Source organism: Amycolatopsis sp. NPDC047767 (genome assembly GCF_040704195.1).
Taxonomy (GTDB): domain Bacteria; phylum Actinomycetota; class Actinomycetes; order Mycobacteriales; family Pseudonocardiaceae; genus Amycolatopsis.
This window is the reverse complement of sequence record NZ_JBEYSJ010000007.1, coordinates 58,061-80,631: the sequence shown is the minus strand read 5'-3', so window position 1 is coordinate 80,631 and position 22,571 is coordinate 58,061. Positions and strand designations below refer to the sequence as shown.

Genomic DNA, 22,571 nt, shown 5'->3' with positions numbered 1-22,571 from the left:
GACAACTCGGCCCTCCCCGCCCGTTTTCCGGGCTCCCTGTCGTACCCCGCCGGTAGACTGGAGCGGGGACGCCCCCCAGGGAGGGCGGGGGCATGTCCGGGCGGCGCCGATGGGGCAAAAGAGCTGGTAAGAGCCGTACTTGTGCCACTGGAAAGCCGCGAAGGAAGGCTCCCGACGAAGCTTCAGCGGGCGGTCAAGGGCGGCTGAGCTCAAGCTCCCGCGGCGGCCTTCAACCGCGCCAGCGTCGCCTCGATGTTCGCCCGGTTCGCCGCCGCGCGGTGCCACACGCCGGTGCCCACTGCGCCCGGCAGGCGGAACCAGGCCGGCCGCCGTTCCCACGTGCTCTCGGTGACCACGCAGCCGCCGGGGGCCGGGGAGATCACGTACTCCCACCGCGAGATCGGCACTGGCCCGAAGGCCACCTCGAAGGCGAAGCGGCGCCCCTCGTCGGCGGCGGTGATCGTCGAGGTGGTGGTCCAGCGGTGGAGGCCGCGGCGGTTCGTGCCGCGGAAGCGGGCGCCGACGGTGGCGTGCGTGGCGCCGTCCAGCCAGCGGTGGGCGTGGTACTCCGCGGCGAGGTCGGCGAGGCGCGCGGGGTCGCTGACCAGCGCGTAGACGACCGAACAAGGCGCCGCGATCGAGAGGGAGCCGGTAGCCGCGGGTGCCGTCACATACCGAGGGTATGGCCTCAGCTGTCCCGGCGCACCATGCGGCCGAAGCCGGCCGCGACGGTCGTCGCGAGGAGCCAGCCGGAGACGGTGAAGCCGGCGGCCACCCAGTTGTCCGCGCCGTGCATGTACCAGCGCGACTTGTTGCCGAAGTCGACGATGGGCACCAGCAGGTCGGCCGTGTAGATCACCGGGTTCCACTGCAGCCCCGTGTCCTGCTGGTTGACCAGGCAGCGCGGCCCGCTGACGGCGTAGCGGCCGGGGTTCTGCACGCAGTCGTCCGAGCCGAGGCCGAACCACAGGCTGCCGAGCACCAGCAGCGTCAGCAGCCAGCCGAGCGCGCGGACGGGCCGGTAGCCGTAGCCGACCATCGAGCGTTGCAGGAAGCTCCACAGCCGCACGCCCGGGCCGAAGATCTTGAACCCCTTCGCCAGCGCGTCGTAGCGGAACTGCTGTTTGCGCAACCCGACCGTCGACGCGTGTTCCTCGTTGCCGGCCGCACGCAGCGTCGCGGCGAGCTGGTCGTACGGGCCGGGCCGGTAGCCGCGCATCGCCTTGCTCAGCAGCACGATGCGGTGGTCCAGGGCGCGGTCGTCGTCGAGGGGAATGCCGCGTTTCAGGGCGTCGTAACGGAAGTCGTCGAGCTCGATGCCGTCCTCGGCGGCCCAGAACTCTTCCGTGTCGCCGAGGGTCCCGCAGTGCGCGCGGCGCAGCACGACGCGTCCCGCGGGCGGCGTGTGGAAGCCGAAGAGGAACTCGTCGGCCGTGACGTCGCTCGCGTCGAGCGCGATCCCGTGCGACGGAAGGGATCCGAGCTGCGCGCCGCCGAGCTCGAGGCGGCGCGCGATCTGCGCGCCGTCGAGGTTGACGCCGCCCTCCGCGACGAACGCGCGGTCCTTGTTCTCCGTCAGCACCAGGTCACGGCCGATGCGCGCGGTGCGGACGTCCAGCGAGAAGCTCGACGACGTCCGCTGCCCGGGCTCAGTGAGCTTGCTGCCGTAGAGGTTCACGCTGCCGCCCACCTCGACGCCCTGCAGGCGCACCGTGCCCTGCAACGTCGCGTCGGTGAGCTGGAAGTTACCTGCGATCTTGGCGCGCCGCGCGGAGAACACGTCGCGCCCGGGATGCAGGAACATCGAGTTCCACGCGAGGAAGTTGCCGCCGATCTGCACGTCGGCCATCCGCAGCTGCCCCACGGGCACGCGCAGGCTGGTGGCCTCGACGTCGCCCCCGATCGACGACCCGTCGAGGTGCAACGCGCGGTCGTAGTACGGCGTCGCGCGGCCGCGCACCATCTTGATCTCCGCGCCGGCCAGCCTGAGCGAGCCGCCGATGCGCGCGTTGACCATGCGCAGCGTGCCGAACGCCTGCAGCCCGTCCGACAGCTCCAGGTTGCCGTCGACCTTCAGCCGGTCGGCGACGAGCGCGGGCCGCGGGTCGAGGTACGGGTCGTTCGACTTCCACGCGTCCACGGCCACCGGCCCGCGCTGGTCCACGGTGAGCTTCGCTTCCCGCAGCACGATGTCACTGTCCACAGTGGCGCTCGGGAAGTAGATGATACCCTTGGCGGAGAACCGTTTCCGCTCGGCGGCAGGCCCGTAGTTGTCCACTTCGCACAGCAGGCTGCCGCCGATGTGGATGCCGTTGCCGTTGAACGCGAAGCCGTCGGGGTTGTCGAACGTCGCGCCGGAGAAGTTCACGTTGCCGCCCGTGCGCATGCCCGGCACGCGCACCTCGCCGCGCGCCACCATGCGATACGCGAGCAGCGCACCCGTGATCACGAGCCGGTCGGCCTGGATCGCCTTGCCATGGGGGTGCTTGATCGTCGTGCGCGTGAGCACGACCGACCCCTCGATCACGGCGTCGGTGAGGTTCACGGCGGCGTTCGGCATGCCGCGCTCGCGATCGTCGCCGCGCATGATCGTGGTCTCGGGGATCTCACTGTCCTCCGGCCCGACCTCCACGACGCTCCTGATCAACCGCACATCGTTGCGGCTCCTGAGGTTGCGCGCCTTCAGCCCCGGCAACCAGCACTTCCGGAAGACGAGCCCCAGCACGTTCGCCTCCCGCACATCCGGCGGAAACTCGAACCGGCACCGCTCGAAGCGGAACAGGTAGCCCGACTCGGCGGCCCTGAGGTCGAACGTCCCGGTGATGTACGCGTCCTCGACCTGCACGATCGGCGCGTTGGTCGCCTGCCTGCGCCACCTGAGGATCCCTGTTGACCCAGGCTTCAGCAGGTCCGCGGCCTTCACCTCGTACCTCTTGTCGGGCACCCCGGCAAACGGATCCAGCGGCGGCAGCGTCGTGTCGGTCGGCACGTGCCCCCTCGCTCTGCCTTCTGCCGCTGGTGGTGCCCTAAGCGAATCGGAAGGGAGGAGGAATGGCAAGCGTCCTAATGGAGTAGCGGGTGGTTGTTGACAGATCGCCAGTTAGGGCGGGATTTTCAACGTTTGACGAGCTACTTGAGCACGCCGGGTGATCTTGTGGGAACCGATCCTGTGGGGGAGTCGTCCCTGTTAAGGTCACTTGCTGGAGCTGAATCTGAACACAGGGTAGGCCGCACCCCGGATCGGAGCGGCCCGTGCGGGGAGGCACGACGATGCCAGACGGACAACCCGGCCAGCTGTCGGGTCTTCAAAACGAGCTCGCCACACCGGGGCAGACGGCACCGCCGCCACCGGGCGCACCGCCGGTACCCCTGGCGGGCGGCCAGACGGTGACTTCGGGCCCACCTCCGGACTTCACGGCCTTGGGATCCGGCCAGGCCAAGGCCGACTTCGCCGCCGCGGCCAACAATCGCAGCTGGCAGTTCGACGCCGCCTCCATGGACAAAGTGATCCAGCAACTCGAGGACAGCCTCGACGGCGACTACACGAGAGCCCAAAGCATCGCGGAGCAGTTCGCGCAGGTCCGACCCCCCGGAAGCGACCAGGCGAGCGGGGGTTACATCGACGCGGCCATCCACTCCACCATCGTCTATAACCAGTACCTCCAGGGCACGGTGCAGTACGTCAAAGCGTACGTCGACGCCCTCAAAGAAATCCGCTCTGCGTACGTGAACCAGGATCAGGCCGCGATCGACGCGCTTCGCGGGCTCAGGAAGGTCGATTGAATGCGAAACCGAAGCGTATTCCCGCTGCTCGTCATCGGCCTTGCGGCGCTTACCGCGTCTGCGTGCGGCGGGTCGACCGGCGGGCAGGCAGCACCGGCTTCGCCAACCTCGCCGACCGGTGGTTCCATGCTGGCGCCGAAGGTTTCCCAGCCTCTGACAAACACTCAGCGCTACGAGACAGATCCATGCGCGGCGGCCACCACGGACGAAGTCGCACAATTCGGCGGCCCAGTCAAGGGAACCAGCGTCTACGAATCCGTTCCAGGCAAGACCTGCCAATGGACTTTCGCCAATGACACCGGGAACATCGCCGGCGCCTTCATCACCGGGAACAAGGAAGGGTTGAACAGCCTCTATCTCGAGAACAAGGCTGGGCACTTGACCACGTTCAAGCCCTCCGACCCTGTCGCCGGTTACCCTGCTGTGGTCTACAGCCAAGGCGGCGAGGGGCCGGGCAACTGCTCCTTGGCAATCGGCGTGCGCGACGACCTGACCTACACCGTGATCACCCACCTTCGTGACGGCAACCCGGAGCTCTCCGACCCCTGCAAAATGGCCGCCCAGTTGGGCGCGGTCGTCATCAATCGGTTGAAGGCGAGCTGATCCATGCCGCTGACAGGTGCTGATATCTACAAGCAGCTTCACGACCCTGGCGACACCTCCAGCATGGACCGGGTAGGCCGTGGGTGCGGAGATCTCAAGACCATCCACAACGACGTCGCCGACAAATTGACCGACAGCCAGAACACGTTGAACACCTTCTGGAAAGGTCAAGCTGCCGACTCGGGAAGCGCGGGACTCACGCCCCTTATCACGACTTCGCGCACCGCAGCCAACAAGATGGACACCATGCGTGAGTCCATCGAGCAGCAGTCCGCCGCATTCACCACGGCGAAGAATTCCGTCGTACCGGTGGACGATTCCAGGCCAGATGACAACACGATCGAAGACTGGCTATCGATCGGCGCCAGCGACGACGAGAAGAAAGCGGCGAAGTTCGACACCGACACAAATGCGAACGTCGCCACTTACAACCAGTACTCGGGCGGCAGCCAGGCCCGATCCGAAAACATCCCGGTGGACTATCCTGCGGCGCACGACCCCAGCGTGTCTTCCGGTGGGATCACGCCCGATCGCATCGACACCGGGAAGCCCGGCGGCAGCCATGTTTCCGGTAGTGGTGGGCATTCTGGCGGGTACTCCGGCGGCTACACCGGCGGACCGAGCACGTACACCGCCCCGCCGGGAGCGGCCGGTTACCACGCACCGCCGCCGCCCGGGCACTCGACGGCGGGCGTGAACACGCCGGCGGCGAATGACAGCACGAGTGCCGCGTTTGCGGGGCCGACGCAGACCCCGGGTGGACCCGGATCGCCGTCATGGCAGGGCCCTGGGGGAACTGGGATCAACGGGCCCGGCGGTGGTAACAGCGGCGGCTTCGGTCCCGGATTCGGGCCCGTCGGTGGTTTCGGTGGTGGGATCGGCGGCGGGGGTGGCTTCGGGCCGGGCGGCAGCCGAGGCGGCTTCGGGCCGGGTGGCGGCGGTAGTGGTTTCGGGCCTGGCGGTGGCGGTGCGTCGAGCGGCGGTGCGGCCGGGATGGGGCGCGGCGTCGGCGCCGGTGCGGGTACTGGGGCCGGCGCGATGGGCGAAGGTGCCGGTGCGGCCAGGCCTGGTGGGATGGGTGCCGCGGGTGCCAAGGGCCAGCCTGGGATGGGTGGCATGGGTGCCGGTGGGGCCAAGGGTGGCAAGGGGCCCGAGGACGAGGAGCACCAGCGCAAGATCCTCCTGTCCGAAGAGGACCCGGATTCCATCTTCGGCGGGTACGACGGCGACAAGCCCACCCCGCCGGTGATCGGGGCCTAGGAGGCGTAGCAGAAGCCGAGGGCGGCCGGCGGGTGGTCGGCCGCCCTACCGAGGCGGGTGATCTTGGGGCGGAAGCGTCCTTGTGGACGGTTGGGCCCTGTTAAAGTCACCTAGCGAAGCGGGACCTGAACAGAGGGTAGGCCGCACCCGAGTTGGAGCGGCCCGTGCGGGGAGGCACGGCGGCGATGCCACACGGACTAAATGGCGAACACCCGCTTTCCGATGGCAAGCAACAATTCCGTCGGCGCCGGCTGCCGAAGTCTGACAAAGGGGGAGTGGGAAAGTGCTGCGCAAGCCGGTGGAGTTGAGCCTGCAGACGTACGAGGTGCTGCTCGATCGGCTCAACCTCGGCGACATCCACCCGACGCTCGTGCGCGGGGCCTTGTGGTACTCGCCGGACGAGCGGAAGCAGCTGGCGGCCGACACGGACGCCGAGCTGAACCGGCGGGGGCTAACGCGCGGCGGACGGCTGGACGATGACTTCGTCGAGGCGCTGCAGCTGCTGCAGCGCCCGGGGGTCGAGTACTACTCGTGGGTGAAGTCGGACAAGGGTGAGCGGACCGTGCGCGCCGCGTCGAGTGGGCGGGATGCGGTGACCGTGGTGGCGGTCGATCAGGTGCTGTACATCGCGCCATGTTCGGCGGAGGCGTTGGCGCGGGAGTTCGCGTTGCTGCTGCCGGAGGCGGCGCCGGCGCGGATCGCGTCGTTGAATTGTTCGGACGCGGACTTCAACGCGATCAAGAGTGGCGTGATTCCGAGCAAAACGAGCCCGAGTATTCGCGACGCCAAACAGGTGGTGCAGTGGCTGCGGACGCCAAAGACGTATTTCGGGCGGCTGTACGTCGCGGTCCGGGACAGCAGGGGAAAGCGCTTGCGGAATGAGAATCCGCCGGGGTGGATCGACACGGAACAGGGGCGGATCCTGTTCGGGGTGGACAAGTCCGGGTGGATCAGCCTGGCCGGGGCGGGGCCGCAGGACCTCGTGAAAAAGGTGCAGCAGCTGGAGAACGAGCTGCGCAGCGGCCGCTGATCAAGGTCTGAACAGCAGTGTGGCCGCCTCCCGTGGGGAAGCGGCCACACCGACGAATCAAGCGTTCGGGCTCAGGACCCGGGCGAGGAATTCCTTCGTGCGTTGGTGACGCGGGTCGCCGATCACCTGGGCGGGTGGGCCGGCCTCGACGACCACGCCGCCGTCCATGAAGAGGACCTTGTCGGCCACCTCGCGGGCGAACTGCATTTCGTGGGTGACGACGACCATGGTCATGCCGTCTTTGGCGAGTTGGCGCATGACGCCCAGGACGTCGCCGACGAGTTCCGGGTCCAGGGCGGACGTGGGCTCGTCGAAGAGCATCAGTTTGGGCTGCATGGCCAGCGCGCGGGCGATGGCGACGCGTTGTTGCTGGCCGCCGGAAAGCTGAGCGGGGTAGGAACCCGCTTTGTCCGCCAGGCCGACGCGGTCGAGAAGGTCCAGGGCGCGCTGGCGGACCTCGGAGCGAGGTTCGCGGCGGACCTGGATCGGGGCCTCCATGACGTTCTCGAGCGCGGTCATGTGGGGGAAGAGGTTGAAGCGCTGGAACACCATGCCGATGTCCTTGCGCTGGAAGGCGACCTCTTTTTCCCGCAGTTCGTGGAGCTTGTCGCCTCGCTGCCGGTAGCCCACGAGGACGCCGTCGACGTACAGGCGGCCGGCGTCGATTTTCTCCAGGTGGTTGATGCAACGCAGGAGGGTGGATTTGCCGGAGCCGGAAGGGCCGATGAGGCACAGCACTTCACGTTCGTGGACTTCGAGATCAATGCCTTTCAGCACTTCCAAAGAACCGAAGCTCTTGCAGATCTTCTGCGCGGAAACGACCGGCGTCATCCGATACCTCCGCTACCCTGGCGCCCGGCGCGGAATCCGAACATCCGAGTGGCCCACCTGTTCTTTTCCGTAACGCCGTGCGTGGTCCCACGAGCGAAGTGGCGTTCGATGAAGTACTGGGCGACAGTCAGAATCGACGTCATGATCAGGTACCAGATCACCGCCACCAGCAGCAACGGAATGATCTTGAAGTTCTGCGCGTAGATGGTCTGCACCGCGACCATCAGCTCGAAGTACCCGATCACCACGACCAGCGACGTGGTCTTGAGCATCGAGATCGTCTCATTGCCCGTCGGCGGGATGATCACCCGCATCGCCTGCGGAAGAATGATGCGCCGCAACGTGGTCGTGCGCTTCATCCCCAGGGCCGACGACGCTTCGAGCTGGCCGGAGTCGATCGACTGGATACCACCGCGCACGATCTCCGCCATGTAGGCGGCTTCGTTCAGCCCGAGGCCGAGCAGCGAAGCCGTGAACTGGTTGATGAGCGTGTTGGTGTCCCACGAAACGAACTCCGGGCCGAACGGAATGCCGAGGCCCAGCCGCGGGTACGCGAACGCCAGGAAGTTCCAGAACACCAGCTGCGTGATCAGCGGAGTGCCGCGGAACAACCAGACGTAGATCCCCGCAGCACCCTTCATGAGCGGGTTCGGCGACAGCCGCATCACGGCGAGAAGGACACCGCCGATGATGCCGATGACCATCGAAATCACCGTCAGGATCAACGTGTTCTGCAGACCGCGCAGCACACGGTCGTTGAACATGTACTCCCAGACCACCGACCATTGCAGGTTGGGGTTGGTGACGACGCTGCGGATGACGATGAACGCGAGGAAAAGGATGATCACCCCGGCCACCCAGCGCCCGTAGTGGCGCACTGGGACGGCCTTGATGGGTGTCGTGTCGGCCGGCACCTCCACGGTCGGAGGAGCGTCGAAGTTACTGGGCACGAGAACTGCGTCCTATCTACGGCCTCAGGAAGCCGGGTTGATCTCCGACGTGGTCACAGCGCCCGCACCGGACAGGCCCCACTTGTCGAGGATCTTCTTGTACGTGCCGTCGTCGATCAGCGCCTGCACGGCCTGCTGAACGGCCTTCGTGTAGTCGCCGCTGTCCTTCTTGAGCACGATGCCGTAGGGCGCGGTGTCATACGGAGCGCCGACGACCTCCAGCTGTCCGCCGGTCTGCTTCACCGCGTAGTCGATCACCGGGGAGTCGGCGAGCTCGCCCTGCACGCGCTTGGCGGTCAGCGCCAGGTTGACGTCCGTCTGCGCCTGCAGCTGGGTCACGTCGATGGCCGGCTTGCCCGCCTTGGTGCAGGCGTCGGAGCGCGTCTGCAGGTCGTCGACCTGCGTGGTGCCCTTCTGCACGCCCATCTTCTTGCCGCACAGGTCGTCGACGTTCAGCCCGTCCGGGTTGCCCTTCAGGACGGCGAGCGACGTGCCGGCCTTGTAGTAGCTGACCATGTCGACGGTCTGCAGCCGCTCGGGGTTGATGCTGAACGACGACATCGCGAGCTCGTACTTGCCGGCCTGGATGCCGGGGATGATGCCGTCGAAGGCGGCGTTCTGGAACTCCATCTTGAGCCCCAGCTTCTGGCCGATGGCGGTGCCGAGATCGACATCGAAACCGGTGACCTTGCCGCCTTCGTCCTGGAATTCGTTCGGGGGGTAGGTCTGGTCCTGACCGACCAGGATCTTGCCGTCGCTGGTGACCGAAGCCGGCACCATCGCGGCGAGCTTGTCGTCCTTGGCCACGGCCGGGATGTCCGACGAGCCCCCAGGAGCCGCAGCCGATGAGCTGTTGCTCCCCGCATCGCCCGCGCCACTGCCTCCCGCGCCGCAGGCCATGGTCAGGCCGACCAGCGCGAAAGCCGGGAGAAGGGCGAGCGCCTTCATCTGGTGTCCTCGGGCCACTTCGTCACTCCTCGTAGTTCTCAACTGTCGAGAGCACGCATATTGCCACTCGATAGCGGGTAAGCACAGCACCTGTACGTTACGGCGCAGTTTCACCCTATGCAGTCGTGACTCCCGGTGTCAGGTGAGACGCGAACAGTGTGTGGTCCAAACCACAAGGTCTACAGTGGATATCCACGGTTGGGAAAGTCCCGGCACCAGCCAACCGGCGCCGGGACTTTTCACCACGACCTCAGCTGCGCGCGTGCGCGTCGAGGATGTGCGCGACGGCCTCCGTGACCTGCTGCGCGTAGTCCAGGTTCAGCCACTCGTCCGGCACGTGGATGTTGGAATCCGCGCCGCACGCGCCCGTGACCAGGAACTGCGCCTGCGGGTACTTCTCGCCGAGCAGGCCCATGAAGGGGATCGACCCGCCCATGCCGGCGGCGCGGTGGGGGCGGCCGAACACCTCGTCGCTGACGCGGCGCAGCGCGGCCGAGAGCCACGGCGCCTCCTCGGGCGCGTTCCAGCCGTTCTCGGCCTGCGCGTCCTCGTGGATGGTCACCGAAGCGCCATACGGCACGTCCGTGGTCAGCGCGCGCTTGACCGCGGCCAACGCAGGAGCCGCCTCGGCCGTGGGCGGCAGGCGGAAGCTCAGCGTGAGCGTGGTGCTCTCGCGCAGCACGTTGCCGGCGTTGGCGGGCAGCGGGAAACCGTCGGCGCCGATGATCGACAACGTGGGCCGCCAGTAGTTGTTCAGCAGCAGCTCCAGCGCGTCTTCCGACATCGTCCGGCCGCCGCTGACCAGCGGGAACGCCGTCTGCAGCTTCTCGGGCGCCACCTCGGCGACGGCCTCGATCTCGGCCAGGCGGCTGGCCGGCACCTCGACGTTGAGCTCCGCGAGCTTGATGTCACCCGTCTCGCCGCTCTCGATGCGCTCCAGCAGCTGCCGCAGCACGCGGAACGACGAGGCGACCACGCCGCTGGCCAGGCCCGAGTGCTGGGCCGTCGCCAGCAGCTGCACGGTGACGGTGAGGTGCAGCATCCCGCGCAGGCTCGTGGTCAGCCACAGCCGCTCGTAGTCCATGCCACCGGCGTCGAGGCAGACGACGAGGCCGACCTCGCCGAGCCGCTCGGACAGGTGCTCGACGTACGCCGGCAGGTCGGGACTGCCCGACTCCTCACCCGTCTCCAGCAGCACCACGGTGCGCGCGTGCTCGCCGCCGGCCGCGCGCACGGCCTCCAGCGCGGACACGGCCGCGTAGCCGGAGTAGCCGTCGTCAACGGAGCCGCGGCCGTAGAGGCGGCCGTCGCGGATCACCGGGGTCCACGGGCCGAGCCCCTCGGACCAGCCGCCGACCGGGGGCTGCTTGTCGAGGTGGCCGTACATCAGCACGGTCGGCTTGCCCGTGGCGCCCGCGGTGGCGGGCACGTCCACGAACAGCAGCGGGGAACGCCCCTCGAGCTGCACGACCTCGATCGACACGCCCGGCAGGTCGCGCCCGGCGATGAACGTCTTCACGTGTTCGACGGCCGCGGCGAGGTGACCGCTCGCGGCCCAGTCCGCGTCGAACGCCGGGGACAACGCCGGGATCGCCACGAGCCCGGACAGGCTCGGCACGACGTCGTTGATCCACGTCGAGACGACGGTTTCACGTACGGATTTCTGTTCCACGCCGGCCATCCTGCCACGGTGACCGACGTCACGACCGCCCTCGAGTTCGTGAAACCCACCACCCGGACGCGGCCGGTGCCCACCCGGTGACGCCTGGTGGGCACCGGTGCGGATTCCCGATCATCGTCCGTCCCATACTCGGAGTTCCCAGCGTTTTGCCTGTTCAGGCGCCCGGATCTCAGCAACAAATCAGCATCCGCGGCTCACCATCGCGCCGGGCTTCGTGCCAGGATGGCGGCGAGAACCGTCAACGCCGACGGTGGCCAGGCGCCCCGAATCCGGGGCGCTGGTTCCCGCCGGTGCAGTCGCTGTGGCCGCCACAAGCGGCCACCGTGGCGCCGACACCGAGGAGATACAGCGCATGCCGTCCGAACAGTGGACGCACCCGGAACCTGGAGACGGGCCCGCCGCCGTAGCGGCCAAGCCCTCGCCCGAACAGGTGATCGCGGGTCTGCGAGCAACGAGCGAAGGTGGCGCTGAGCTGACTCAGCTGCTCACCCCCGAAGGTCAGCGAGTCCCGTCGCCGCAGTTCGACAAGTACGTCGCGGACGTCGACGACGAGGTGCTGCGGAACCTGTACCGCGACATGGTGCTGGTGCGCCGCGCCGACCGCGAGGCCAACGCGATGCAGCGCCAGGGCCAGCTGGGGATCTGGGTCCCACTGCTGGGCCAGGAGGCCGCGCAGATCGGCTCCGGCCGCGCGCTGAAGCCCACCGACATGGCGTTCCCGAGCTACCGCGAGCACGGCGTCGCGTACACGCGCGGCGTGGACCTGCGTGAGCTGCTCGGCATCTTCCGGTGCACGGACCACAGCGGCTGGGACTACAAGGCCCACGGCTTCCACCCGTACACGATCGTCATCGGCAACCAGGTGCTCAACGCCGCCGGTTACGCGATGGGCCAGAAGTTCGAAGGCAAGGTCGGCGACGACGACGGCGAAGCCACGATCTGCTACTTCGGCGACGGCGCCACCTCGCAGGGCGACGTGCACGAAGGCTTCGTCTGGGCCGCCGTCTACGACGCGCCGCTGGTCTTCTTCTGCCAGAACAACCAGTGGGCCATCTCCGAGCCGACCGAGCGCCAGTCGCGCCTGCCGCTGTACCAGCGCGCCCGCGGCTACGGCTTCCCCGGCATCCGCGTGGACGGCAACGACGTGCTCGCCTGCCTCGCCGTGACCCGGTGGGCGCTGGAGGAGTGCCGGCACGGCAACGGCCCGGTGCTGATCGAGGCCTTCACCTACCGGATGGACGCCCACACCACCACCGACGACCCCACCCGCTACCGGCTCTCCGACGAGCTGGAGGAGTGGAAGCTGAAGGACCCGATCGAACGCGTGCGTGCGTACCTCGCTCGTGGCGGCGGTGCGGACCACGACTTCTTCGACGCCGTGCAGGCCGAAGCCGACGAGTTCGCGACGCAGCTTCGCGACTACACGTTCAACATGCCGGAGCCGCCGCCCGAGCGGATCTTCGCCAACGTGTACGCCGAGCCGTCGCCGGTTCTCGACGCGGAGCGGGAAGAGTTCCTGTCCTACTTGGACGGTTTTGCCACGGCGGGTGAGCACTGATGGCGGACCTGCAGAAGCTCACGATCGGCAAGGCCATCAACCTCGGCCTGCGCCGCGCGATGGAAGAGGACCCGAAGGTCCTGATCATGGGTGAGGACGTCGGCAAGCTCGGCGGCGTCTTCCGCATCACCGACGGCCTGCAGAAGGACTTCGGCGAGCAGCGCGTGCTCGACACGCCGCTGGCCGAGTCGGGCATCATCGGCACCGCCGTGGGCCTGGCCGTGCGCGGGTTCCGGCCCGTGTGCGAGATCCAGTTCGAAGGGTTCATCTTCCCCGGGTTCGACCAGATCTCGTCGCAGCTGGCGAAGCTGCACTACCGCACGCAGGGCAAGATCAAGATGCCCGTGGTGATCCGCGTGCCGTTCGGCGGCGGGATCGGCGCGGTGGAGCACCACTCGGAGTCGCCCGAGTCGCTGTTCTCGCACATCGCCGGCCTGAAGGTCGTCTCGATCTCCAACGCGGTCGACGCCTACTGGGGCATCCAGGAGGCCATCCGCTCCGACGACCCGATCCTCTTCTTCGAGCCCAAGAAGCTCTACCACTCGGGCGCGCTCAAGATGGAGGTCGACACCGACACCTCGCCGGGCCGCGTTTTCAGCTCGCGGGTGGTGCGCGAGGGGACCACCGCGACCGTCGTCGCCTACGGTCCGTCGGTGAAGGTGGCGCTCGACGCCGCCGCGGCCGCCGAGGACGAGGGCAAGTCGCTCGAGGTCATCGACCTGCGCACGCTCTCGCCGCTCGACCTGGGTCCGGTGTTCGAGTCGGTGCGCAAGACCGGCCGGCTGATCGCCGTGAGCGAGGCGCCGTCGGAGTCGTCGCTGACCTCGGAGATCGCGGCCCGCGTGCAGCAGGAGTGCTTCTACTCCCTGGAGTCCCCCGTCCTGCGCGTCGCCGGTTTCGACACGCCGTACCCGCCGGCCAAGCTCGAGGAGCACTACCTCCCCGACCTGGACCGGGTGCTGCACGCCGTCGACCGCTCGCTGAACTGGTAAGGGGGAACCCGCTGAAATGCCTGAGTACAAACAGTTCCCCTTGTCCGACACGGCAGAGGGGCTGACCGAGGCCGACATCCTCGCCTGGCACGTGAAGCCGGGCGACGCGGTCACGGTCAACCAGATCGTGGTCGAGGTCGAGACCGCCAAGGCCGCTGTCGAGCTGCCGATCCCGTGGGCCGGAGTGATCACCGAGCTGCTCGTCGAGGTGGGGCAGACGGTCGAGGTCGGGGCTCCGTTGCTGACCTTGGACGTGGATCCGGACGGGAAGGCGGCGCCCGCTCCCGAGGCCGCCGCGCCGGCCGAGGAGGAGATGAAGCCGCTGGTCGGGTACGGCTCCAAGGCGGTGGAGACGAAGCGGCGGGCGCGCAAGGCCGCTCCCGTGGCCGCGGTGGCTGTTGCTGCTCCGCCGGCTCCGGCGCCTGTGCCGGTGGCTCCCGTGGCTCCCGTGGCTCCCGCTGGTGGTTACGTACCGCTGGCCAAGCCGCCGGTGCGCAAGCTCGCCAAGGACCTCGGCATCGACCTCTACGCGCTCACCGGCACCGCCGACGGCGGCGTCATCACCCGTGAAGACGTCGAGCGCGCGGCCAACGGCTCCGCCCCGACAGCTACCGTGACGTCCACTGTGGACACCACCTACGACGCCGCCACCCGCGAACGTCGTGTGCCGATCAAGGGCGTCCGCAAGGCCACCGCCGCCGCGATGGTGCAGAGCGCCTACACGGCACCGCACGTCACGGAGTTCCTCACCGTCGACGTCACGCCGATGATGGAACTGCGCGAGAAGCTCAAGAAGTCGCGTGAGTTCAGCGGCGTGAAGCTGACGCCGCTCGCGTTCGCCGCCAAGGCCGTGTGCCTCGCGGCGAAGCGCACGCCCGACGTCAACGCGGTGTGGGACGAGGCGGCGCAGGAGATCGTCTACAAGGACTACGTGCACCTGGGCATCGCCGCGGCGACCCCGCGCGGGCTCGTGGTGCCGAAGATCTTCGACGCCGACGCGATGTCGCTCAAGCAGCTGGCCGTCGCGCTGACCGAGCTCACCGACGTCGCGCGCGAGGGCAAGACCACGCCCGCGGCGATGGCGAACGGCACGTTCACGATCACCAACGTCGGCGTCTTCGGCGTCGACACCGGCACGCCCATCATCAACCCGGGCGAGTCGGCGATCCTGGCGGTCGGCGCGATCCGCGACACGCCGTGGGTCGTGGACGGCGAGATCAAGGTCCGCAAGGTGATGCAGCTGTCGCTGAGCTTCGACCACCGCGTGGTCGACGGCCAGCAGGGCTCGGAGTTCCTCGCCGACGTCGGCGCGCTGCTCGCCGACCCGGCCGTGGCGATCACGTACTGATCCGTTCCGGCGCGGTTGCGGCCCGGTGGTTTCCGGGCCGCAACCGCTTCACCGGATCCTGCGCCACAACCCGCGCAGGACCCCACCCCTCGCTTCGATCTCCGCCGGCGGACGCCGGCGCGCGGCCATCTCGTCCAGCAGGCGGCCGAGTTCCTGCTGGTAGTCGACGAGCAGCGCCTTCACCAGCTCGTGGCGCACCGCCGGGTCGAAGTCGGCGTACTGCGCGAACGCGGCTTCCCGGTACTTCTGTGCCGACACCAGGAACAGGTCCCGGTCGGCCGCGGTGATCAGCCCTTCGGCCAGCAGCTGCTGCAACCGCACCGCGGCGGGCCGCTCGACGACGGTCCGCACGAGCCCCTCCAGCTCTTCCGTGCCGGTCATCGCCGCCGCCGGTCGGCCCGGATCTCGGCTTCCGCGGTCAGCTCGGCGATGGTGAGCGCCACCCGGATCTTTTGACGCTTGACCACGACCTTGCGGTGCGCGGTGGCGGCGAGCTCCACCGCCTTCTCGAGCGGCCGGCGCTCGACCTCGGCGTCGGTCCTCCTGATCAGTTCGGACATCGCAGTTCCTCTCTAGCTTCGGAGCAGCCGGGCGATTTCCTGCTTCATCTCCGCCGCCACGGCCTCGGCGAGCGTCGCTTTCGCTTCCGGGGGCCAGTAGGGATCGGCGTCCACGCGCGCCATCGCGGTGTAGAACCGCTCGATGGTCATCGTCTGCAGCTTGATCCGCCGGTCCACCCGCTGCCCCTGCAGCTCCACCTTGATCTCGGAGTACGTTCGCGCGACCACCACCACGACCGAACGCACGAGCGCGGCCGTCGGGAAGCCGAGAGCGTGGGCGATCGCGCTGACCACGACCTCCGCGAGATCGGCGCCGCCGCTCGCCGGCAGATTCCCATTCGCGTCCTGAACCTCGAACGGCACACTCCGGCCGCTCGGCACCAACTCGTCGCCAGCCAAGATTCACCGCTCCGTTCAGAAAACCAGAAAACAAATAACGACGACCACGATGGTCGACACCGCGGTCAGCAGGATTCCCTGGAGAAAACCGCTCACCGCCACGCCGAAAACCAAGTCGACGACGAAGAGGTCGAGCCGGCTTTCCCGGTGACCGCCGCGCGCTTTGCGTTGCCTGCTCAGCAAACCCGTGATGGGTACGGCGAGCAGCCGGCGCACCGTCCGGCCCGCGCCCGAGGCGCCCTTGAGTGACTCGAACACGGTAACCAGCAACCATTTGACGAGGGGAACAACGATGAACTTCGCAATTCCGATCGCGACGAAAAACCACCAGAGAGCGATGAGAAATTCGAGCGGCACACTCCACACGGAGCCGTTTTCCACGCGCACTGGAACCATGTTATCCGCGATACCACAACGATTCTCTCGGCGCGAGGATGAAAAATAAGCCCGCACCGATTCATCCCGAGGATGAGCCGCCTCGCTCACGGGCGTAACCGAGATAGGTGGAGACCTCCTCGACGACCGTCGAACGGCTCTTGGCGCCGTACTTGCGCAGGATGCTGCGCACGTGGGTCTTCACCGTGGAGCGGGCGACGTACAGCTGTGTGGCGATTTCGCCGTCGCTCAAGCGCAGGAGCTCGGCGACGTCACGCTCGCGCGGGCTCAGCGAGCCGAACCGCGCCGCCGCCTCGCGGTAGCCGGCGAACTCGATCTCCGCGGAATCCATCTGCAGCCGCTCGCACTCGCGCACCAGGTCCCGCGCCCGTGCCCCGAGGCGGTGACCCTCCGCCTCCAGCTCAGTCGCGAGCTGCGCCGCCGCCTGCCACACCACGGCCACGCGCTCCACGACCAGCGCCGACACCGTCCGCCCGAGCACGCGTTCGGCGGCCGGCCGGTGCCCGTCGTCGAGCTGCGCCAGGAGCTCGCGGTCCTCGTCCTCGGCCGACAGGATCCGGGCGACCACCTCGGCCAGCCACTCCAGCGCGGCGAGCTCGGCGTCGCCGTAGCTGTCGGCGGTGTACGTCTGGGCCGAGACGACGCCGATCACCTCGCCGGTGTGCGTGCGGCGCATCGGGACGACGAGCGCGTCGGCCGAGCGGCGTTCCTTGTCGCCCCAAGGGATGCCGCGGTTGAGCACGGCGCCGGCGTCGGCGCGGTAGGCGTAGGAACGGTTGTGGGTACGCACCCAGCCCGTGGGGCCTTCGGGGTTGACCGGCCGGACGCCCGGGAGCGCGTACTCGGCGCCGTCGTACTGGTAGGCGTAGAGCACGTGGCCGGCGTCGCGGAAGAGGGCCACGAAGAAGGCGTCCAGCGCCATCACGCCACCGACGATCTCGCGCAGCTTCGCGTACAGCGCGTGGTGGCCCTTCTCGGCCTCGGCGGACAGAACCTCGCGCGCCTGGCGCAGGCGTCCCGCGGTGGGCTCGTCGAACGGCTTGCCGCGCACCGGCGCTCCTCGGGTCGGCGGATGTGCGTCCCTAAGTCGACGGCTCGTCGCTTCGCGTTACCCAGTTGACGGAGTGAGCACTCACTCCGTAGTTTGGTCGGTATGGAGACGAGGAAGCGCGCGCCGGGGATGGCGCCCGACGACCGCCGCCGGATGATCGTGCGTGCGGTGCTCCCGCTGGTCGTGGAACACGGCCGGGGGGTCACCACCGCGCAGATCGCCCGGGCGGCCGGCATCGGCGAGGGCACCATCTTCCGCGTGTTCACCGACAAGGACGAGCTGTTCGACGCGTGCGTGGAAGCCGCGCTCGACCCGGGGGAGGCGTTGGAGATGATCGGGGAGATCCCGAGTGAGCTGCCGTTGGAGCGGCGGCTCCTCGAAGCCGTGGACGCACTGACCGCGCACATGCAGCGGCTGGGTGCCGTGATGGGCGCGATCCGGGCCGGCCGGACGCGCCCGGAGGAGGCCCGCAACCGCAAGTCGGTGACCGGCGACAGCCGGCGCGAGTCGTTCGAGGCGATGCACCGCGCCGTCCGTGAGCTGTTCGTGCCGGACGCCGACCGCCTGCGGCTGCCGGTGAACCAGGCCGCGGCCATGTTCCTCTCGATGCTGTTTGCGCAGAGCCGGCCCATGCCCGGTTCGCCCGAGGCCACCGAGATGATCGACGTCTTCCTGCACGGCGCGGTGTCCGCGTGATCCCAGGCGGATTCATGCCGGGCGGACGGCCCGGCGGACGGCGGCGCAGACCGGCACAGACGGTGCCCGACAGCGGCCTGACCGGTCCCGTCGACATCCCGGAGCCCCCGCAACCGGACCTGCCCAAAGACCTGAAGTCGCGCTTCGGCCGGATGAAGACGTCGGTGTCCGGCACCGTCCGCGGCCTGCCGAAGGTCGCGCGGCTGACGTGGCAGGCCAGTCCGACGCTGACGATCCTGCTCGCGCTGGTCACGCTGCTGTCCGGCCTGCTGCCGACGGCCACGGCATACATCGCGAAGCTGCTGCTGGACGCGGTGGTCGCGGCCATCCAGCACAAGGGCACGACCGGCGACATCGTGCGGATCACGCTGTTCCAGTTCGGCGTGCTGGCCGCGACCGCGATCAGCAGCGCGATCACGTCGATCGCGCAGACGCTGCTGCAGGAACGGATGACGCTGACCATCCGCCACCAGGTCATGGACCACGCGAGCAAGCTGCAGCTGGCGTACTTCGAGGGCTCCACGTCGTACGACATGCTGCGCCAGGCCGCGCAGGAGGCGCCGACGCGGCCGTTGTCGATGATGACGTCGGCGCTGGGGTTGGTGCGCACGGCGATCACCTTCTCGAGCATGATCGCGCTGCTGGTGTCGATCAGCCCGTTGCTGGCGCTGGTGGCGCTGCTCGCGCCGATTCCCGCGTTCATCTCGCAGTCGAAGTACGGGTCGCGCGCGTTCTGGCTGACGTTCCTGATGTCGCCGATCAAGCGACGGATGGATTACCTGTCTTCGCTGGTCACGACGGATACGTACGCCAAGGAGACCAAGCTGTTCGGCCTCGGGCCGTACTTCGTGGAGCGGTTCCGGCAGCTCGGCGTGGTGTCGTACGAGCGGCAACGGCGGCTGACGGTTCGCCGCAACGTGAGCTCGACGTCGTGGGGGCTGCTGTCGACGCTGGCCGGCTCGGCGATCGCGTTGTACATCGCGTTGGAGGCCGTCGGCGGGCGCCTGACGCTGGGTGACCTGGCGCTGTACACGGCCGCGGCGACGTCGGTGCAGGCTTCGGTTTCGGGGCTGTTCACGGCGTTTTCGGGGATGTACGAGAACAATCTGTACCTGGACACGCTGTACCGGTTCCTGGACACTTCGCCGGAGATCGTGGCGCCCGACTCGCCGCTGCCGTTGCCGTCCACTGTGGAGGGACACATCCGGTTCGAGTCGGTGAGTTTCACCTACCCGGGCGCCGAGGAACCCGCGCTGGACGGGGTGTCGTTCGAGATCCGCCCGGGCGAGACGGTCGCGGTGGTCGGCCGCAACGGTGCGGGCAAGTCGACGTTGTTCAAGCTGTTGTGCCGCCTGTACGACCCGACCGGCGGCCGCATCCTGCTCGACGACGTGGACATCCGCCGGTACGACCCGGACGAGCTGCGCACCCAGATCAGCGCGATGTTCCAGGACTACGTGACGTACCAGGGCACGGCCGCGGAGAACATCGGCCTCGGCGACCTCCACCGGCTGGAGGACCGCCCGCACATCGAGGACTCCGCCCGTCGCGCCGGCGCCGACGAACGCATCGAGCGCCTGCCGTCCGGCTACGACTCGCCGTTGGGCCGCTGGTTCGACCAGGGCGTTTCGCTGTCGGGTGGCGAGTGGCAGAAGATCGCGCTGGCCAGGGCCTTCCAGCGCGAGGCCCCGATCCTGATCCTCGACGAACCGACGTCGGCTCTCGACGCCCAGGCTGAGCACGACCTGTTCGCCCGGCTGCGGTCGTTGGCCGCCGGCCGGACCACGCTGTACATCTCGCACCGGTTCTCGACGGTCCGCCAGGCCGAGCGGATTTTGCTGCTGGACCACGGCAAGGTCGCGGAGTACGGCACGCACGAGGAGCTCATGGCCGCCAAGGCCGGGTACGCGGAACTCTTCACCTTGCAGGCGCAGGCCTATCTAGTGTGACGGGCATGCTGGTTCAGACGAGGGGGCTCGGCGTCACGGCGGGTCCGGCCGTGCTCTTCGAGGAACTGGACCTGGCCGTCGACGCCGGCGAGTGCCTGGTCGTGACGGGCGCGAACGGCGCCGGCAAGTCGACACTGCTGCGCTGCCTGTACGGGGCGCAGGCGCCGACGTCCGGCACCGTCTCCGTCTGCGGGCGCGCGCCGGACGAACGGTCGGCCCGGTTCCGCCGGCGCGTCTCGGCGGTGCTGGACGACTCGGCGCTGTTCGACGAGCTGACCCCGCGCCAGCACCTGGACCTGGTGGGCCGTTCGTTCGGCGGTTCGTGCACGGTGCCGGCCTCGCTGGCTTCGCGCGCGGACGTGCCCGCCGGCGACCTTTCCGCCGGCCAGCGCCGTCGGCTGCTGCTGCACGCGGCGGTCGCGCGGCCGCACTCGGTGCTGCTGCTGGACGAACCGGAGCGCGCCCTGGACACCGCGGGGCGCGCCGGGCTGGCGGACCTGGTGTCGACGAGCCTGTCGTCCGGCGCTGCGGTGGTGGTGGCGAGCCACGACGCGGGGTTGGTCGAGGCTGTGGCGGATTACGTGGTTGAGCTGTGAGGTGGTGGGGGTTCGTCGCGCGGTACCGCGGCGCGCAGGTCATCGGTGAGGCTCGGTGACACGCTTGAGCCGCTTCGGCACTCCGCGCTCGGTCGACCCGCGGCCACTGTTCATCGGTGGCCACGTGGCCGCGTCCCTGAAGCGCCCTGACGTGCTACTCGGCCTGTTCATCGCACTGGGCCTGCTCGGCTCCCCGCTCTACAACACCGCACTCGTGCGCTCCCAACTCATCGGCGCCGCGGCAGTCGGGCCACACGGCAGCGTCGCCGTCCTGTGCGCCGGCCTCGCCCTCGCCTGGCGCGCAACCCTCCGCCGCAGCCACGTCTGGGCCGATCCGGGTGCGCTGACCTGGTCAGACTTCGACGACGGCTACTCGGGTCGGCTGGGGCGGCGGTTGCCGGTGGATCGGGCTGCGCGGGTCGCGACGGCCGCACCTGTCGGCGACCGCCGCGAGAACGCGCTGCACCGAGGGCTGCTGGCAGGCTGGGCCGCACGGCTCACGACGGTCCCCGACCGCCGAGAGAACATGCCGCCCCGACGGCTACTGGCAGGCTGGACCACACGATTCACCACGGCCGCATCCGCCGACAGCCGCCGCGAGAGCACGCCGACCCGACGACTGCTCGCGCGCTGGGCCACACGATTCACGACGGTCCCGTCCATCGACGACCGCCGCTCACGTACGCGGCGGCTGCTGACGGGCCGGACCGCGCGGGTCGCGACGGCCGCGCCCGACAACGACCGTCCCGAGAACATGCCGCCCCGACGACTGCTGGCAGGGTGGACCACACGATTCACCACGGCCGCATCCGCCGACGGCCGCCGCCAGGGCGCGCTGCACTCACGATTGCTCGCGCGCTGGACCACACGATTCACGACGGTCCCGTCCGTCGACGACCGCAGCGAGAGCACGCCGCCCCGACGACTGTTCGCGGGTTGGACCACGCGGTTCGCGACCGTCGCGTACTCCGACGGCGGCCGCTCGCGTGTGCTGCGGCAGCGGCTGCTGGCGGGCTGGGCCGTGCGATTCGCCACGGTCGCGTACTTCTTCATCGTCGCCGGGGTGCTCATCGGCTTTCCGCCGGACGTCGTGGGACCGCTCGCGCTGTCCGTCGCCGTGGCGGCGCTGGCTCTGGTGATGGCTCGCCGGCGGCCGGTGTTCGGGGAGGCCGTGCTGCCGCTCGTGCCGGCCGTTCTGGGTGTTTTCCCCGACACTCCACTGTGGATATTCGCCGCGGTGGCCGCGGCCGCCGCCTTGCTGCTGGCCTGGTCACCGCCCCTTTCGCCGACGCGCGACACCCTCGTCCGCCACTTCCGCGAACGCCTGGTGCGCCGGACGTCGGCGGCGTTCCTTGACGTGTGGGCGCTGCTGCCCACCGGCCGTCCCGTCCACTGGCGCCGCGCGTTGGACGGTCGCTTCATCGTCACGCGGTACGTCGTGACGGGGACTCTCGCGCGCCGCCACGCGCTGGGCCTGCCGGTGTTCCTGGCACTCGCTGTGACGGCCGCCCACACGACGTTCCCGGGCGTGACGTCGGTTTGGCTGCTCGGGCTCGGCTCGTACCTGGCGTTGCTGCCGTTCGCCGCGCCCATCGCGCAGCTGCACCGCGTGCCGGGCCTGCGCCGCTGGCTCGACGCGTCGGAGCTGCGCCTGCTGCTGGTGATGGCCTCGGTGCTGGTCGCGCTCGCGGCGTGCTGGACGGCCGTGGTCGCGCTGCTCGGCGTCCCCGTGACGCTCGGCTCGCTGGTCGCCGTGGTGGCGGCCGCGTACTCGGTGGTGCGGACCGTCACGCGCGGGCCGCTCGAGTTCTCGTCGATGGGGCTGGTGCTGTACGAGGGCGTCCTCATCCCCACCGGTTTGCTGCGGCAGCTCGCCCGTGGCCCTGACCTGCTGATAATCGGGCTGCTGCTCTGCGGGCTGCTGCCCTAGGGTTCACGCG

The 22,571-nt window shown here is 68.9% G+C and carries 22 protein-coding genes; 11 read left to right on the top strand and 11 right to left on the bottom strand.

The annotated features are described in order from the left end of the window. Positions 1–209: 209 nt before the first annotated feature. Together AB0878_RS15060 and AB0878_RS15055 are read right to left on the bottom strand one after the other, a co-directional pair. Positions 210–671: an SRPBCC family protein gene (locus tag AB0878_RS15060; protein ID WP_366580107.1), complete on the bottom strand. Its 462-nt coding sequence runs from the start codon at positions 669–671 to the stop codon at positions 210–212. Positions 672–688: 17 nt separating this feature from the next. After that, positions 689–2,989 (bottom strand): oxidoreductase, encoded by a 2,301-nt coding sequence (locus AB0878_RS15055; RefSeq protein ID WP_366580105.1) that lies wholly within the window; start codon positions 2,987–2,989, stop codon positions 689–691. A gap of 281 nt (positions 2,990–3,270) precedes the next feature. Between AB0878_RS15055 and AB0878_RS15050 the strand changes: the two genes are divergently transcribed. From AB0878_RS15050 to AB0878_RS15035, 4 genes are all read left to right on the top strand, one after another. Beyond that, positions 3,271–3,783, top strand: coding sequence for a hypothetical protein (locus tag AB0878_RS15050; protein ID WP_366580103.1), 513 nt, complete (start codon positions 3,271–3,273; stop codon positions 3,781–3,783). Beyond that, complete coding sequence (locus AB0878_RS15045; protein ID WP_366580101.1) at positions 3,784–4,386, top strand: DUF3558 domain-containing protein; 603 nt, start codon at positions 3,784–3,786, stop codon at positions 4,384–4,386. Positions 4,387–4,389: 3 nt separating this feature from the next. Next, the gene (locus AB0878_RS15040; protein ID WP_366580100.1) at positions 4,390–5,646 is read left to right on the top strand and encodes a hypothetical protein; all 1,257 of its coding nucleotides are present in this window, start codon (positions 4,390–4,392) and stop codon (positions 5,644–5,646) included. A gap of 283 nt (positions 5,647–5,929) precedes the next feature. Then, positions 5,930–6,676, top strand: coding sequence for an ESX secretion-associated protein EspG (locus AB0878_RS15035; RefSeq protein WP_366580099.1), 747 nt, complete (start codon positions 5,930–5,932; stop codon positions 6,674–6,676). 57 nt (positions 6,677–6,733) lie between these two features. Here AB0878_RS15035 and AB0878_RS15030 read toward each other — a convergent pair whose 3' ends face one another. The 4 genes from AB0878_RS15030 to AB0878_RS15015 form a co-directional block, all read right to left on the bottom strand. Further along, the gene (locus AB0878_RS15030) at positions 6,734–7,507 is read right to left on the bottom strand and encodes an amino acid ABC transporter ATP-binding protein (RefSeq protein ID WP_366580097.1); all 774 of its coding nucleotides are present in this window, start codon (positions 7,505–7,507) and stop codon (positions 6,734–6,736) included. Next, positions 7,504–8,457, bottom strand: a complete 954-nt coding sequence (locus tag AB0878_RS15025; RefSeq protein ID WP_366580095.1) for an amino acid ABC transporter permease — start codon at positions 8,455–8,457, stop codon at positions 7,504–7,506. The genes AB0878_RS15030 and AB0878_RS15025 overlap by 4 nt, the downstream gene beginning before the upstream one ends. 24 nt (positions 8,458–8,481) lie before the next feature. Then, complete coding sequence (locus AB0878_RS15020) at positions 8,482–9,423, bottom strand: ABC transporter substrate-binding protein (RefSeq protein WP_366580093.1); 942 nt, start codon at positions 9,421–9,423, stop codon at positions 8,482–8,484. A 232-nt stretch (positions 9,424–9,655) separates the two neighbouring features. Beyond that, positions 9,656–11,086 (bottom strand): M20/M25/M40 family metallo-hydrolase, encoded by a 1,431-nt coding sequence (locus AB0878_RS15015; protein WP_366580091.1) that lies wholly within the window; start codon positions 11,084–11,086, stop codon positions 9,656–9,658. A gap of 352 nt (positions 11,087–11,438) precedes the next feature. Between AB0878_RS15015 and pdhA the strand changes: the two genes are divergently transcribed. The 3 genes from pdhA to AB0878_RS15000 are packed head-to-tail and all read left to right on the top strand — an operon-like array spanning position 11,439 to position 14,984. Continuing rightward, entirely contained in the window at positions 11,439–12,644 is a 1,206-nt protein-coding gene (gene pdhA, locus AB0878_RS15010; protein WP_366580089.1) for a pyruvate dehydrogenase (acetyl-transferring) E1 component subunit alpha, read from the top strand. Continuing rightward, the gene (locus AB0878_RS15005) at positions 12,644–13,636 is read left to right on the top strand and encodes an alpha-ketoacid dehydrogenase subunit beta (protein WP_366580087.1); all 993 of its coding nucleotides are present in this window, start codon (positions 12,644–12,646) and stop codon (positions 13,634–13,636) included. The genes pdhA and AB0878_RS15005 overlap by 1 nt, the downstream gene beginning before the upstream one ends. Positions 13,637–13,652: 16 nt before the next feature. Then, positions 13,653–14,984, top strand: a complete 1,332-nt coding sequence (locus tag AB0878_RS15000) for a dihydrolipoamide acetyltransferase family protein (RefSeq protein WP_366580085.1) — start codon at positions 13,653–13,655, stop codon at positions 14,982–14,984. A gap of 48 nt (positions 14,985–15,032) precedes the next feature. Here the strand turns inward: AB0878_RS15000 and AB0878_RS14995 are convergent, their stop codons facing one another. The 5 genes from AB0878_RS14995 to AB0878_RS14975 all read right to left on the bottom strand — a co-directional run bounded on the left by AB0878_RS14995 (position 15,033) and on the right by AB0878_RS14975 (position 17,390). Then, positions 15,033–15,365 carry a hypothetical protein gene (locus tag AB0878_RS14995; protein WP_366580083.1) on the bottom strand — a complete coding sequence of 111 codons (333 nt, stop codon included), beginning with the start codon at positions 15,363–15,365 and terminating at the stop codon, positions 15,033–15,035. Next, positions 15,362–15,544: a hypothetical protein gene (locus tag AB0878_RS14990; protein ID WP_366580081.1), complete on the bottom strand. Its 183-nt coding sequence runs from the start codon at positions 15,542–15,544 to the stop codon at positions 15,362–15,364. Before AB0878_RS14990 ends, AB0878_RS14995 begins: the two co-directional genes overlap by 4 nt. A gap of 12 nt (positions 15,545–15,556) precedes the next feature. Then, entirely contained in the window at positions 15,557–15,943 is a 387-nt protein-coding gene (locus AB0878_RS14985; protein WP_366580079.1) for a hypothetical protein, read from the bottom strand. A 15-nt stretch (positions 15,944–15,958) separates the two neighbouring features. After that, on the bottom strand, positions 15,959–16,330 hold the full coding sequence (locus tag AB0878_RS14980; RefSeq protein ID WP_366580077.1) for a hypothetical protein: 372 nt from the start codon (positions 16,328–16,330) through the stop codon (positions 15,959–15,961). A 70-nt stretch (positions 16,331–16,400) separates the two neighbouring features. Then, positions 16,401–17,390, bottom strand: a complete 990-nt coding sequence (locus AB0878_RS14975; protein WP_366580075.1) for a LuxR C-terminal-related transcriptional regulator — start codon at positions 17,388–17,390, stop codon at positions 16,401–16,403. Between the two features lie 129 nt (positions 17,391–17,519). Between AB0878_RS14975 and AB0878_RS14970 the strand changes: the two genes are divergently transcribed. Genes AB0878_RS14970 through AB0878_RS14955 form a run of 4 tightly spaced genes read left to right on the top strand, consistent with a single transcriptional unit; the run spans position 17,520 to position 22,561 of the window. Beyond that, a complete protein-coding gene (locus AB0878_RS14970; protein ID WP_366580542.1) occupies positions 17,520–18,086 on the top strand; it encodes a TetR/AcrR family transcriptional regulator in 567 nt (188 codons plus the stop codon). 14 nt (positions 18,087–18,100) lie between these two features. Next, positions 18,101–20,035, top strand: a complete 1,935-nt coding sequence (locus tag AB0878_RS14965; protein ID WP_366580541.1) for an ABC transporter ATP-binding protein — start codon at positions 18,101–18,103, stop codon at positions 20,033–20,035. Positions 20,036–20,040: 5 nt separating this feature from the next. Beyond that, positions 20,041–20,631 carry an ABC transporter ATP-binding protein gene (locus AB0878_RS14960; RefSeq protein WP_366580073.1) on the top strand — a complete coding sequence of 197 codons (591 nt, stop codon included), beginning with the start codon at positions 20,041–20,043 and terminating at the stop codon, positions 20,629–20,631. A gap of 55 nt (positions 20,632–20,686) precedes the next feature. Further along, positions 20,687–22,561 carry a hypothetical protein gene (locus AB0878_RS14955; RefSeq protein ID WP_366580071.1) on the top strand — a complete coding sequence of 625 codons (1,875 nt, stop codon included), beginning with the start codon at positions 20,687–20,689 and terminating at the stop codon, positions 22,559–22,561. The last annotated feature ends 10 nt before the right edge of the window (positions 22,562–22,571 follow it).